General features: G+C 72.7%; 11 protein-coding genes and 1 pseudogene. 6 read left to right on the forward strand and 6 right to left on the reverse strand.

Annotated features, from left to right (window positions below):
• From ETD96_RS11575 to ETD96_RS11590, 4 genes and pseudogenes are all read right to left on the reverse strand, one after another.
• Nucleotides 1–459, reverse strand: a pseudogene (locus tag ETD96_RS11575) (hypothetical protein); the annotation flags it as partial.
• 91 nt (nucleotides 460–550) lie between these two features.
• Nucleotides 551–1,420, reverse strand: coding sequence for an LLM class F420-dependent oxidoreductase (locus ETD96_RS11580; protein WP_138636315.1), 870 nt, complete (start codon nucleotides 1,418–1,420; stop codon nucleotides 551–553).
• Nucleotides 1,417–1,947: a nuclear transport factor 2 family protein gene (locus tag ETD96_RS11585; RefSeq protein ID WP_138636316.1), complete on the reverse strand. Its 531-nt coding sequence runs from the start codon at nucleotides 1,945–1,947 to the stop codon at nucleotides 1,417–1,419. The genes ETD96_RS11580 and ETD96_RS11585 overlap by 4 nt, the downstream gene beginning before the upstream one ends.
• A 74-nt stretch (nucleotides 1,948–2,021) precedes the next feature.
• Nucleotides 2,022–3,023 (reverse strand): helix-turn-helix transcriptional regulator, encoded by a 1,002-nt coding sequence (locus ETD96_RS11590; protein WP_138636317.1) that lies wholly within the window; start codon nucleotides 3,021–3,023, stop codon nucleotides 2,022–2,024.
• Between the two features lie 362 nt (nucleotides 3,024–3,385).
• Between ETD96_RS11590 and ETD96_RS11595 the strand changes: the two genes are divergently transcribed.
• From ETD96_RS11595 to ETD96_RS11610, 4 genes are all read left to right on the forward strand, one after another.
• Nucleotides 3,386–4,753, forward strand: coding sequence for a carbohydrate-binding protein (locus ETD96_RS11595; protein ID WP_138636318.1), 1,368 nt, complete (start codon nucleotides 3,386–3,388; stop codon nucleotides 4,751–4,753).
• A gap of 123 nt (nucleotides 4,754–4,876) precedes the next feature.
• A complete protein-coding gene (locus ETD96_RS11600) occupies nucleotides 4,877–6,127 on the forward strand; it encodes an alpha/beta hydrolase family protein (RefSeq protein ID WP_205719217.1) in 1,251 nt (416 codons plus the stop codon).
• A 120-nt stretch (nucleotides 6,128–6,247) separates the two neighbouring features.
• A complete protein-coding gene (locus ETD96_RS11605; protein ID WP_138636319.1) occupies nucleotides 6,248–6,667 on the forward strand; it encodes a YciI family protein in 420 nt (139 codons plus the stop codon).
• 14 nt (nucleotides 6,668–6,681) lie between these two features.
• A complete protein-coding gene (locus ETD96_RS11610) occupies nucleotides 6,682–7,962 on the forward strand; it encodes an RNA polymerase sigma factor (protein ID WP_138636320.1) in 1,281 nt (426 codons plus the stop codon).
• An 87-nt stretch (nucleotides 7,963–8,049) separates the two neighbouring features.
• Here the strand turns inward: ETD96_RS11610 and ETD96_RS11615 are convergent, their stop codons facing one another.
• The gene (locus ETD96_RS11615) at nucleotides 8,050–8,808 is read right to left on the reverse strand and encodes a DUF6928 family protein (protein WP_138636321.1); all 759 of its coding nucleotides are present in this window, start codon (nucleotides 8,806–8,808) and stop codon (nucleotides 8,050–8,052) included.
• A gap of 171 nt (nucleotides 8,809–8,979) precedes the next feature.
• Between ETD96_RS11615 and ETD96_RS11620 the strand changes: the two genes are divergently transcribed.
• Complete coding sequence (locus tag ETD96_RS11620; RefSeq protein WP_138636322.1) at nucleotides 8,980–10,365, forward strand: B12-binding domain-containing radical SAM protein; 1,386 nt, start codon at nucleotides 8,980–8,982, stop codon at nucleotides 10,363–10,365.
• On the opposite strand, the gene ETD96_RS11625 is transcribed toward ETD96_RS11620, so the two are convergent.
• Nucleotides 10,362–11,030, reverse strand: coding sequence for a TetR/AcrR family transcriptional regulator (locus ETD96_RS11625; protein WP_138636336.1), 669 nt, complete (start codon nucleotides 11,028–11,030; stop codon nucleotides 10,362–10,364). The two genes, ETD96_RS11620 and ETD96_RS11625, sit on opposite strands and share 4 nt — an antisense overlap.
• A 196-nt stretch (nucleotides 11,031–11,226) precedes the next feature.
• On the opposite strand from ETD96_RS11625, the gene ETD96_RS11630 reads away from it, so the two are divergent.
• The gene (locus ETD96_RS11630; RefSeq protein ID WP_138636323.1) at nucleotides 11,227–12,468 is read left to right on the forward strand and encodes an oxygenase MpaB family protein; all 1,242 of its coding nucleotides are present in this window, start codon (nucleotides 11,227–11,229) and stop codon (nucleotides 12,466–12,468) included.
• Nucleotides 12,469–12,572: the final 104 nt, after the last annotated feature.

The following is a 12,572-nucleotide window of genomic DNA, read 5'->3' on the forward strand; positions in this document are numbered from 1 at the left end:
GGCGGGCGGCGGGACGTCGTGCGCGCTCTCGTCGGACGGCGGCGGCTCGGGCGGCGCGCCCGGACCGGGCGGGCCGAGCGGCGGGTCGACGGCGATGTGGACGGCATGCCGTTCCGGGGCGCTCGCGGGGGCCGCGGTTCCCCCGTTCGGGCGCCCCGCCGCGGTGCCCGCGACGGCCTCGGGCCGCCCGGTCCGCGCCGAGCCGACGATCCGGTTCGCCCCTTCCCAGCGTTCGCGGTACTCGGCCGGGTCCGCACCGCACGCCTTGACGAACTCGACGGTGGTGCCCCAGCTGGGGAGCCTGTTGCCCTTCGCGGCCTCGTACAGGGTGGTGTGCGAGATCGCCCCGGACCGGGCTGACATTTCGCGGAACGGCGGATTGCCGACCGATTTCCGCAGTTCCCGCAGGGCCGCCGCAAATTCCTCGACCGCCGCCGCCTGTGCACGCATGTCGTCCACGCGGTGAAGCTAACAGCGTAGGCCGGTCGGCTCAACGTTCCAGTGCGCGGCCTCGGGTCAGCCTCGGGTCAGCCTCAGGTCACATCTCGGATCACGTCTCGGCGTCGAGACCGGCGGCGGCGGCGAACGCCTCCAGCTGCTCCAGGTAGTGGGCGAGGGACTCGTGCCGGACCGTCAGGTTGATGTGGGTCGCGCCCGCCTTCTCCGCCGTCGCGATGATCTCGCCGACCCGGCCGGGCTCGTTGACCGGGTCGAGGCGCTCGCCGGGAGTGAGGAGGACGTCGAAGCCGTCCGGCAGGTCGTGCCGGTCGAGCATCTGCCGCATCAGCTCCGGGGTGGGGCCGCGGAACGACTGCGGCGCCGGCGCCCAGCCGTCCCCGAGCGTGACCGCGCGGCGCAGGGCGCGCTCGCTGTGCCCGCCGATCCACATCGGCACCCGCTCCTGGACGGCGTGCGGGTCGACCACCATGTCCTGGAACGCGTAGTACGGCCCCTCGTACGACACCACCCGGCCGGACAGCGCCGCGCGCAGCGCCCGGAGGGCGTCGTCGGCGCGCGGCCCCCGGTCCTCGAACGGGACGCCGAGCAGGTCGAACTCCTCCTTCAGGTTCCCGACCCCGAACCCGAGGACCAGCCGCCCGCCGCTCAGGTGGTCGAGCGTCCCGTACCGCTTGGCGATCTCCAGCGGGTGGTAGAAGGGCAGCACCAGCACGTACGGCAGGAACCGGAGCCGGCGCGTCCGGCCCGCCAGGAACGCGAACGTGGCCAGCGGGTCGTAGAAGCGCTCCCCGCGGTGCAGGCCGGGCGGCACGGCGACGTGGTCCCCGCAGGTCATGAACGCGTAGCCGAGCCGGTCGGCGGCCTCCGCCACCCGGACGAGCTCGGCGGTGCCCGCCGCGGCCTCCCAGGCCGGGCGGTTGCCCGCCAGCGCCACGATCGGCGAGCTGATCCCTACCTTCACGCGCCTGCCTCCGTTCCCCGCAGCCTCCGCCGCAACCGGATCAAGGGGTCGTCCCCGTCCCTGCTGCCGGACGGCCCCGCGCCCTCCTTGGGCATCAGCCGGCCGGCGTCCGACCTGGTCCACTCCCGGACGGCCCACCGCTCGGCGATCGCCCACCGCCCGTCCCGCCAGGCCATGTGGTCGACGAATCGGACGCCGCTGGTGAAGTTCGCCCGCGGATCGTCGGCGGGCTCGCCCCAGTGGACGGACGTCCCGTACGTCTCGCTGATGGCGGTGTCGCCGAGCAGCTCGACCAGGTGGTTGGCGACGATGTGCATCGTGCCGCCGCGCCGGGCGCGCAGCTTGGGCTCGACCCAGGCGAGGTACTCGTCCAGCGTCCCGTCGAAGCCGGTGTGGTGGTCGAGGGCGTCCGGGTGGTACGCCGACCGGACGAGCGCGAAGTCCAGCCGGTCGATGCCGCGGCAGTACCGCAGGACGACGTCGTGGATCTCCTGCCGGTCGGACCATTCGCTGCGCTGGGCGTCCATATCCCGCGAGTGTGCGGCAACCGGGCCGGGACGCTCTGCCCGCGTCCCGCTGGGCAGGACCCCGGGGCCGGAGGTCAGAGCAGGCCGCGCCGGGCGGCGTGCACCCCCGCCTGGAACCTGGTGCGGGCGTTGAGCGTGCGCATCAGGCGGGCGACGTGGCGGCTGACCGTGCGCGCGCCCATCCCGGTGTGGCGGGCGACGGCCTCGTCCTTGAGGCCGGCGGCGAGCAGGGTCAGCATGTGCCGGTCGGCCTCCGAAAGCCGGGGCCAGACGTCGGGCGGGGCGGCCCCGTCCTCGTCGAAATGCAGCGGGGCGGCCTGCTCCCAGCAGGCATTGAACACGCCGATGAGAATATCGAGGAGGGTGGACGGGCGAATCAGCGCGGTGGTGCCGGGTTCGCCGTCCCGCAGCGGCATCAGCGCCATTTCGTCGTCCACGATGACGAGTTTGGCGGGCGCATTGCCCAGCAGCCGGGCGCGTTCCCCGAGAACGGAGTCCTGCCGGGCTATTTCGAGCCGCTCGGGGATCGCGAGGGCGTCCGGGGTGTAAATGGCGCGGTATTCCACGCCGTTCGCGAGTTGCTCCCGCTCGATCTCGTTCGGCTGGGCGGGATCGACGGCATAGGGCGGTTTGTCAATGGCCTTCACCTGCCGGACCGCGGCGCGCTGCGCCCGCTCGTAGCGCTGGACCACCGCGTCCACCCCGTCGATGATCTCTACCAGTTTCCGGGGGTTGGCGCGCTGCTCGGCGGTGAGCAGGTCGCCGCTGAGCCGCTTGGCCGCGATGCGCGCCCGGATGAACTCCGCCTCGCGGCGGCGGATCAGCGTCTCGACGACCGCGTCCGGCGGGTGCGGGAAGTACACGGGGTCCGGGGCGGGGTCGACGCCGACCATGCCGAGGGCCTGCAGCTCCGCGAGGAGCCCGGCCAGCCGGGGCGGTGGCTCCGCCGACAGCGCCGCCAGCTCGCCGAGCGTGCTGCCCGGATGGTGCAGCAGCGCCGTGTAAAGCGCCTGCTGCCGGACGCTGACACCGAGCGTCGCGAATGGATTCTCCCCGGTCTCGGTCGGCGGGAACATGGACCGGATTATCTAGCAGGAACGCAAACTGGCCAACCCTTCTGCGGCTTATCCCCGGCCGGCTTCGCCGCGCCCGGAGCGTACTCACGAGTACGCGCGCGTGCGCGCGGCCGGAGCCGCCCCTGAAAACCGCAGATCCTGCTCGCGATCCCGGCACCGGCCGCATATCTTCCCTACCCGCGCCCCGGTCGCGCCTCGACCGGAGTCTTCCGACCTTGCCCCGGCCGGGCGGGCCCCGGCAAGTGGCATCGGTGGCGGAAAAAGACACCGGCGGCAAGTCGCCAGAACGCGGCCTGGGAGTGCTTTCTCCAGCTTGTCGCAATCATCTACTTTTGCCGCACCCCCACCCCCAAGGAGAGACCATGTCTCACAGACGCGGCCGACGCGTCGCCGTGCTGTCCGCTGGCGTCCTCGGCCTCGCCGGCCTCCAGGGCGTCGCGGCGGCCCAGCCGGAACCCGCCGCCCCGCCGACGCCCGCCCCCTACTCCGCGGCGACCGCCGCGGACGTGGCGCCGGCCATGCTCGCGGCGATGCAGCGCGACCTCGGCCTCACCGCGGCCCAGGCGAAGCAGGCCCTCGTCAACCAGTTCGAGACCGGCGTCACCGCCGGGAAGCTGCGGCTGAAGCTCGGCGGCAGCTTCGCCGGCAGCTGGGTCACCGGCAAGACCGCCGGGACGCTGCACGTCGCCACCACCGACGCGGCCGAGGCGCGGGAGATCACCGCGCGCGGCGCCCGCGCCCAGGTCGTCGAGCACAGCCTGGCGGAGCTCACCGCCGTGAAGACCAGGCTCGACCGCGCCGCCGCGCACACGTCCACGACCCGCTCCCCCGTCTGGTACGTGGACGTCCAGGGCAACCGGGTCGTGGTGCTGACCTCCGCTCCCGCCGAGGCGCGCGCGTTCGTGAAGGCGGCCGGGGCGCCGGCCGGCTCGGTCACCGTGAAGCGGTCGGACATCAAGCCCCGCACGTACTACAACCTGCGCGGAGGCGACGCCTACTACATGAACGGCTCGGGACGCTGCTCCATCGGCTTCTCGGTCACCCGCGGCGGCCAGCCCGGCTTCATCACCGCGGGACACTGCGGCCAGCCGGGAACGACCACGACCGGGTACAACCAGGTCCAGCAGGGCAGCTTCCAGGGCTCCTCGTTCCCCGGCAACGACTACGCCTGGGTGGCGACGAACAGCAACTGGACCCCGACCGCGAAGGTGAACGGCTACGGGTCCGTCCAGGACCGCGACGTGACCGGCTCGACCGTCGCACAGGCCGGTTCGCCGGTGTGCCGCTCCGGTTCCACGACCGGCTGGCACTGCGGCACCGTCCAGGTGCTCAACACCAGCGTCACCTACCCGCAGGGCACCGTCTCCGGGGTGACCCAGACGAACGTGTGCGCCGAGCCCGGCGACTCTGGCGGCTCGTTCATCGCCGGCACGCAGGCGCAGGGCACGACGTCCGGCGGCTCCGGCAACTGCTCCAGCGGAGGGACGACGTTCTTCCAGCCCGTGAACGAGGGGCTCTCGGTGTACGGCCTGACCCTGTACACCGGCGGCTCCAACCCGCCCGACGACCCGCCGGACGACCCGCCGAGCGGCACCTGGGCCGTCGGCACCGTCTACCAGGCCGGGGACGTCGTCACCTACAACGGCGCCAGCTACCGCTGCATCCAGGCCCACCAGGCCCAGCCCGGCTGGACTCCGCCGAACGTGCCGGCTCTGTGGCAGGCCGTCTGACCGTCAGCGCCACCCGGCACCCGTGAATGCGGGCGGGCACTCGTCCCCCCTGCCGACCGGCAGGGGGGACGAGTGGCTTTCGGCCATGACGCGCGGGGGGCGCCGGTCGCGAGGGTGGGGACCATGCGATCACGTCCAAGCCTCCGCGCGCTCACCGCTGCGGCGGTCCTGCCGCTCGCCCTGCCCCTCGCCGCCTGCGGCGCGTCCGCCGCCGCCGTCCGCACCGCCGCCGCCGCGCCGGCGACGTTCACCCTGCCGCGCCCGACCGGCCCGCACCAGGCCATCGGCACCACGGAACTGCACCTGGTGGACGAGGGCCGTCCCGACCCCTGGGTCCCCGGCCGGACCCGCGAGCTGATGGTCAGCGTCTGGTACCCGGCCGAAAAGCCGTCCGGGCGGACCGCGCCGTACCTGCGTCCCGGAGTCGCCGACGTGCTCTCCAAGGTCGACGCGCTGGGCGTGTTCAAGGCGGGGACCGTCGACTGGGCGGGCGCGCGCACGCACGCCGCCGAGTCCGCCCCGGCCGACGCGCGGCGCGGCGCGCGGCCCGTCGTCCTCTACTCCCCCGGCTTCGGCGTGCCGCGCGTGCTCGGCACGGGCGTCGCCGAGGAGCTGGTCAGCCGCGGCTACGTGGTCGTCACCATGGACCACACCTACGAGACGGCCCCGGTCGAGTTCCCCGGCGGGCGCGTGGAGAGCCAGCGCCTCCCCGAGCGGCCGGACGGGGTGCTGCGGACCGCGCTCGCCACCCGGGTGCAGGACACCCGGTTCGTCCTCGACCGGCTCGCCGACCTGCGGAACGGCCGCAACCCCGACGCCGAGGGGCGGCGCCTCCCGCACGGCCTCGGCCGGACCCTCGATCTGTCGAAGGTGGGCATGTTCGGGCATTCCGCGGGAGGCATCCAGGCCGCCGAGGCGATGCGCACCGACCGGCGCCTGGACGCCGGCATCAACATGGACGGCACCATGCAGTACGGAAAGGACGATTTCGTCGAGGTCGCCCGCACCGGCCTGGACCGTCCGTTCATGCTGATGGGCGCGGCGACCGGCGGGGACCCGCAGACGCACCGGACCACCCCGTCCTGGGGCGCGTTCTGGGAGAACTCCACCGGCTGGAAGCGCGACCTCAACGTGCCCACCGCCAGCCACTACTCCTACACCGACGTCCAGTCCTTCATGCCCGAGCTGGACGAGACGCTCGACATCTCCGAGCAGGACCGCGCCGCCGCCATCGGGACCGTCGACCCGGCGCGCATGACCGCGTCGAAGCGGGCCTACATCACGGCGTTCTTCGACCGGGCGCTGTCCGGCAGGCACCGCCCGATCCTCGACCGCCCCTCCCCCCGGCACCCCGACGTCCGGTTCATCGACTGACTCGCCGAAGGTCCCGGAAAAAAAACTTTGGGGCGTGTGTTGATCCGCGCTGCCTCCACTCGACCTAGGAGTGAAAGGGTCCCCCGAAGGGGCCTGGACGAGCCAGAGAGAGGCAGAACGATGAAGTACATGCTGATCATGCGCGCCACCGACGAGGGCTTCGCGCAGATGGGCGACGTCGACTTCACGGAGATGATCGCGACCGTCGGCCGCTACAACCAGGAGATGATCGAGGCCGGGGTGCTGGTCGCGGCCGAGGGCCTCGACGACGCCGCCGAGGGCGTGGTGGTCGACTACTCGGCCGAGCCGCCCGTCGTCACCGACGGCCCGTACGGCGAGACCAAGGAGCTGTTCGGCGGCTTCTACATCCTCAACGTCGCCTCCAAGGAGGAGGCCGTCGAGTGGGCGAAGCGGTCCCCGCTGGCCGGCCCCGGGTTCAAGACCGAGATCCGCCGGGTCACCACGATCGACGAGTTCCCGCAGGACAACGAGTGGATCAAGAAGGAGCGGGCCTGGCGCGAGTCCACCGGCCAGCTCTGACCGGGACCACGACGATGACCGAGCCGACCGGCCGGGAGGCCGTCGCCGCCGTGTGGCGGACCGAGTCCGCGCGGATCGTCGGCGCGCTGGCGCGCTACACCGGCGACTTCGCCCTCGCCGAGGACCTCGCCCAGGAGGCCCTCGCCGAGGCGCTCGTGACCTGGCCCCGCGACGGCGTGCCCCGGCAGCCCGCGGGCTGGCTGCTCACCGTGGCCAGGCGCCGCGCGATCGACGCGTTCCGCCGGCGGTCCGCCCTCGACGAGCGGTACGCCGTCCTCGCCCGCGACCTGGGCGAGGGCGGCGCCGCCACCGGGGGCGCGCCCGCCGACCCGGACGCCGGGGACGTCCTGTGGGACCCGGACCGGATCGACGACGACGTCCTCGCGCTGATGTTCGTCTCCTGCCACCCGGTGCTGTCCCGGGAGGCGCGGGTGGCGCTCACGCTGCGCGTCATCGGCGGTCTGACCAGCGACGAGATCGCCACGGCGTTCCTCGTCCCGACCGCCACCGTGCAGGCCAGGATCACCCGGGCGAAGAAGACGCTCGGGGCGGCCCGGGTGCCGTTCGAGGTGCCGCCCGCCCGGCAGCGCCGGGAGCGGCTCGGATCGGTGCTGAACGTGGTCTACCTGATCTTCACGGAGGGGTCCACGGCCAGCTCCGGCGACGCCGTGGTCCGCACCGACCTCGCGGGCGAGGCGCGCCGCCTCGCCCGCGTGCTGGGCCGGCTGATGCCGGACGAGCCGGAGGTCCACGGGCTGCTGGCGCTGCTGGAGCTGACGGCCGCGCGCTTCCCCGCCCGCACCGGCCCGGACGGCGAGGCGATCCTCCTCGAAGACCAGGACCGCACGCTCTGGGACCGCGGCGCCATCGCCCGGGGCCGGTCCGCCCTGGCCCGCGCCGGGCGGATCGGCCGCGGCCTCGGCGCCTACGGCCTGCAGGCGGCGATCGCCGAATGCCACGCCGCCGCCCCGTCGGTCGCGGCGACGGACTGGGAGCGGATCGTCCTGCTGTACGAGGCGCTCGGGCGGCTCGCCCCGTCCCCGGTGGTCGAGCTCAACCGGGCCGTGGCGGTGTCCATGGCCCAGGGGCCGGGGGCCGCGCTGCCGATCGTGGACGGCCTGCTGGCCGCCGGGAAGCTCACCGACTCGCACCTGCTGCCGACCGTCCGCGGCGAGCTGCTCATCCGGCTGGGCCGCACCGGCGAGGCCCGCACCGAGCTGGAACGGGCGATCGCGCTGTGCGCCAGTGAACGGCAGCGGGCCCACCTGGAGCGCAAGCTCACCGGCCTCGGCTGACCGCCGCGCCGGCCTGGTGCGGGGACGGCCCGGGATTGTAGGCGGTGACCAGCCAGGTCGGGCCGGCGTCCGGGGTGGCGTGACCGGTCAGAGGTCGTCGAAGCTGGTCTCTTGCATCGTCCCGTCCGGGCCCAGCGTGAAGATCCTGGGCTCGCCCATGTTCGCGATCGCCTCGGCGTAGGCGGCCTCCCGCTCGGCCTGCTCGCGGCCGGTCGGGTCGGTCACCCGGAACCCGTGCACGTGGACGTCCTCCGGCTCCAGATCGGTGCCCTCCACCCGGCCTTCGATGACGAAGCCGAACAGGGCGCGCAGGGCGTCCTCGCCCATCTCCAGGGGGTGGAACGGCAGCGGGTACGGCTCGCCGTCCGACATGACCGGGTCGGGGTCGACGGGGTGCTCCCCCGCCCAGTACGGACGCTCGAAGTCCAGCGGTTCGCCGATGTTCTCCAGGACGCCGCTGTCCGGGGAGAGGCTGAGCGAGCGCACCAGCTTCCCGTCCTCCCAGATCGCGAACGCCAGCCAGTCGACGACCGAGTGCATCGCGTGCAGGACGATCCGGCGCCCCGCGCCGAGCTCGAGCAGGTGCTCGGGCAGCGCGGACGGGTGGTCGCCGGCGATCCTGCGGTCGATGACCACGTCGGCTCCAGGGAACGCGGCGGCGTAGGTCACGTCGTCGGGCGGGTAGGTGTGGTCGAGGGTGCCGTCGTCGTACGCCTCGACCGCGTACCCGGGGTGGACGCGCCGGACCAGGTCCTCGGCGGCGGCCCGGTCCGAGCGCCGCGCCCGCGCGAGCACCGGCCGTATGTCGCCGTCCGCGAACCCCAGCAGCGCCGTCTTCGCTCCCATGCCACTCCTCACCCGCCTGCGGAGCGGAGGCGCCCGCCCCCGCACGTGCCGGGGACTCTAGAAGAGGGCGCCGACAGTTCCCCGCCGCGGCATCTCCGCACGACACGGCATCTCCACACGATCGGCACAGGTCCGCCGCCACGGCGGCGGCGGGGCGGCGTCCAATGAGGCATGCGCGTGAAGATGATCCTGCCGGCCCTGACCGAGGCGACCTCGCCGTTCTTCCGCCCGATCAAGTACTCGCTGTTCCCGCCGCTCGGCCTCGCCACGCTCGCCGGCTACCTCGGCCCGGACGACGAGGTGACGGTGACCGACGAGCACGTGCAGAAGGTCGACCTGTCGGACGAGCCCGAGCTCGTGGTGATCCAGGTCTACATCACCTCGGCGCGGCGGGCCTACGAGCTTGCCGACCACTACCGCGCCCGGGGCGCGCACGTCTGCCTCGGCGGGCTGCACGTCACCTCGCTGCCGGACGAGGCCGCCCGGCACGCGGACACGGTCTTCCTCGGCCCCGGCGAGGACACCTGGCCGCGGTTCCTCGCCGACTTCCGCGCCGGGCGCCCGGCGCCCCGGTACGCCTCGTCCGAGCGGACGCTCGCGGGGCTGCCGCCGGTCCGCCGCGACCTGATCGCCCGCGAGCGGTACCTGGTGCCGAACTCGATCGTGGTGTCGCGCGGCTGCCCGCACGTGTGCGACTTCTGCTACAAGGAGGCGTTCTTCGAGGGCGGCAAGTCGTTCTACACGCAGACCGTGGACGCGGCGCTGGCGGAGATCGACCGGCTGCCGGGCCGGCACCTGTACTTCCTGGACGACCACCTGTTCGGCAACGCCCGGTTCGCGACCGCGCTGTTCGACGGGATGCGCGGGATGGGGCGGCTCTGGCAGGCGGCCGGGACGGTGCAGGCGGTGCTGCGCCCGGGGCTGCTGGAGAAGGCCGCCGAGTCCGGGCTGCGCAGCCTGTTCGTCGGCTTCGAGACCGTCAACGCCGGGAACCTGACCGAGCAGCGCAAATGGCAGAACATCGACCGCGACTACGGCGCGGTCGTCCGCCGGCTGCACGACTGCGGCGTGATGGTGAACGGCAGTTTCGTGTTCGGGATGGACGAGGACGACCCCGCCGTCTTCGACCGCACCGTGGAATGGGCGGTCGGGCAGGGAATCGAGACGGCGACCTTCCACATTCTGACCCCTTATCCGGGGACGCGCCTTTACGACCGCATGGCGGCCGCGGGCCGGCTCCTCCATTCCGACTGGGACAGGTACGACACCCGGACGGTCGTCTTCGAACCCGCCAAGATGACCGCGCGGGAACTCGAGGACGGCTACTGGCGCGCCTACCGCGACTTCTACCGCTGGGGCTCGATCATGCGCGGCGCCGCGACGAAACCGACGCTGCGCGGCAAGGCCCGGCACGCCGCCTACGCGGCCGGCTGGAAGAAGTTCGAGCCCGTCTGGGACCTCGTCATCCGGGCGAAGCGGGCGGGCCGCGCGCTGCCGCTGCTGGAGGCGACGCTGTCCGGGTTCGGCACGCGCCCCTCCCGCCGGACGGCGGCCTAGGGGTCGTCGAGCCGCCGCGGCGGCGGGTCGAGCATCGGGACGAGGAACCGCCGGGCCAGGGCGGCGAGCTGCTCGTCGTCGTCGAGGTCGACCAGGCGGCTCGGGATGGCCAGGAAGGACGCGGAGATCCGGACCATCATCTCGGCGACGTGGTCGATGTCCAGGCCGTCGGCCACGGTGCCGGCGCGCTGCTCGCGGCGGAGCTGGCCCGCGACGAACTCCCGCACGGTGGCGACCGTCCGCCCGCCGTCGCTGATCATGGACGGGACGACGAGGTCCGGCTCGGTGGCGATCAGCCCGCCGATCAGCGGGTTGCGCCGGATGGCGCGCAGCGAGCTGACGAACCCGAGCACGACCCGGTCGGCCGCGGTCTCGGCCTGCTGGATGTCGATGAGGAACTGGTCGAAGTAGCGGCGGAACTCGCGCCGCACGACGTGCTCGACGAGCGCGTCCTTCGTCACGAACCGCCGGTAGACGGTGATGCGGGAAACGCCCGCCCGCCGGGCGACGTCCTCCATCGTGGACCGCTGGATGCCCATCCTCGAGAACTGCTCGTAGGCGGCGTCGAGAACCCGGGCGCGGGTCGCGTCCATCTCGTCGACCTGCTCCACGGCATCGGTGTACGCGCGTTCGATCAGCGATTCATGTTCGCCCGAGGACGCCATGAGAGAGGACAACACAGAATCCACGATCTCCTCCAGAGACGATCCGATTCTGCCGCAATCCCCGCCTTCCGTCACGGTGGGTCTTGTGGCGGCCGACACAGGTGTGTTCTCATTGGCGCTGTCGCGATGATACACGGAGACGGCTTGCGTTTCAGCGTATCCCCGCGGCGCTCTCACCCCGAGGAGGAGCGAAGGCATGGAGACTCCCACCAGACGCCATGTGCTGATGGCCGGCGGGACGCTGGGCGCGCTCGGCGCGCTGAGCGTCGCGTCGCCCGCGCAGGCGGCGCCACTGTGGACGTGGTCGCCGAAGGGATCGGTCGCGGGCGCCGGCAAGGGCGCCGACCCGCGGTGGGTATGGGACCCCGAGAGCGATGAGCTGGTCGCCTCCCTGCAGGAGGCGGGCGCGGTTCCCGAGGTCAACAAGCTGCTGAAGACCTGGACCAAGAACGGCCAGGACCTGCCGAAGGGCCTGCCGGCCGACCTGAAGGACTTCATCGAGCGCGCCCGGCGGCTCCCGTCGTGGACCGACCGGGGCAAGCTCGCGAAGGCGTTCGAGTTCAACGAGAAGCGCGGGCTGTACCTCGGCGTCACCTACGGCTTCGCCAGCGGGATGATGAGCACGGCGATCCCGCGGGAGGCGCGCGCGGTCTACTACTCCAAGGGCGGCGCGGACATGCGCGACCGCATCACCAAGACCGCCAAGCTCGGCTACGACGTCGGCACCGAGAGGGCCTTCGAGCCCGACGGCGAGATGATCGTGACCTGCGTGAAGACCCGGCTGGCCCACTCGGGCGTCCGGTACCTGCTCCCGAAGTCGGCGTACTGGAACAAGGCCGCCGACGAGGAGATCCCGATCAGCCAGGCGGACATGATGGTCACCTGGCACAGCCTGCCCACCACGGTCATGAAGCAGCTGGCCAAGTGGAAGGTGCCGATCCCCGCCGACGAGTCCGCGGCCTTCCTGCACTCCTGGCAGCTCACCGCGCACATGCTCGGCATCATGGACGAGTACATCCCCGAGTCGTGGGACGAGGCGAACTCCCAGGCCGCGCAGGTGCTCGACCCGATCCTCGCGCCCACACCCGAGGGCATCAAGCTCGCCGACATGCTGCTCAACCTGGCGTCGTTCATCGACCTCGGCATCCTGTCGAAGCCGATCCTCGGCGCCCTCACCCGCTACGTGCTCGGCGACGAGATCGCCGGCTGGCTGAAGATCCCGCGGGAACCGCTGTGGGACCCGATCTTCGAGAACCTCTGGCCGCCGTTCGTGGCCGTCCGCGAGGGCATCCTCGACATGACCGACGCGCCCAAGGAGCTGCGGCAGGTCTACTGGGCCTTCGACGAGATCATCCGCCAGGCGGTGCTGTTCGTGCTGTCCGGGGCCGACTACCCGATCAGCATCCAGATCCCGACGACCAACAACCCCAACTACTGACCGCCCGCGGCGCGTGCCCGCCCGGGCCCCGGAATCCGCCGGTTCCGGGGCTCGGGCGTGTCCGCGTCCGGCGTGTCCGCGTCCGGCCTCCTGCGTGCCCGCGT

The sequence above is a fragment of the Actinomadura geliboluensis genome, assembly GCF_005889745.1.
GTDB classification, from domain to species: domain Bacteria; phylum Actinomycetota; class Actinomycetes; order Streptosporangiales; family Streptosporangiaceae; genus Spirillospora; species Spirillospora geliboluensis.

Bases quoted from the DNA above. Each gene is read 5' to 3' on its own strand.
- ETD96_RS11585 (WP_138636316.1), bottom strand. From the start codon at position 1,947: ATGGACGCCCAGCGCAGCGAATGGTCCGACCGGCAGGAGATCCACGAC.
- ETD96_RS11590 (WP_138636317.1), bottom strand. From the start codon at position 3,023: ATGTTCCCGCCGACCGAGACCGGGGAGAATCCATTCGCGACGCTCGGT.
- ETD96_RS11595 (WP_138636318.1), top strand. From the start codon at position 3,386: ATGTCTCACAGACGCGGCCGACGCGTCGCCGTGCTGTCCGCTGGCGTC.
- ETD96_RS11600 (WP_205719217.1), top strand. From the start codon at position 4,877: ATGCGATCACGTCCAAGCCTCCGCGCGCTCACCGCTGCGGCGGTCCTG.
- ETD96_RS11605 (WP_138636319.1), top strand. From the start codon at position 6,248: ATGAAGTACATGCTGATCATGCGCGCCACCGACGAGGGCTTCGCGCAG.
- ETD96_RS11610 (WP_138636320.1), top strand. From the start codon at position 6,682: ATGACCGAGCCGACCGGCCGGGAGGCCGTCGCCGCCGTGTGGCGGACC.
- ETD96_RS11615 (WP_138636321.1), bottom strand. From the start codon at position 8,808: ATGGGAGCGAAGACGGCGCTGCTGGGGTTCGCGGACGGCGACATACGG.
- ETD96_RS11620 (WP_138636322.1), top strand. From the start codon at position 8,980: ATGCGCGTGAAGATGATCCTGCCGGCCCTGACCGAGGCGACCTCGCCG.
- ETD96_RS11625 (WP_138636336.1), bottom strand. From the start codon at position 11,030: ATGGCGTCCTCGGGCGAACATGAATCGCTGATCGAACGCGCGTACACC.
- ETD96_RS11630 (WP_138636323.1), top strand. From the start codon at position 11,227: ATGGAGACTCCCACCAGACGCCATGTGCTGATGGCCGGCGGGACGCTG.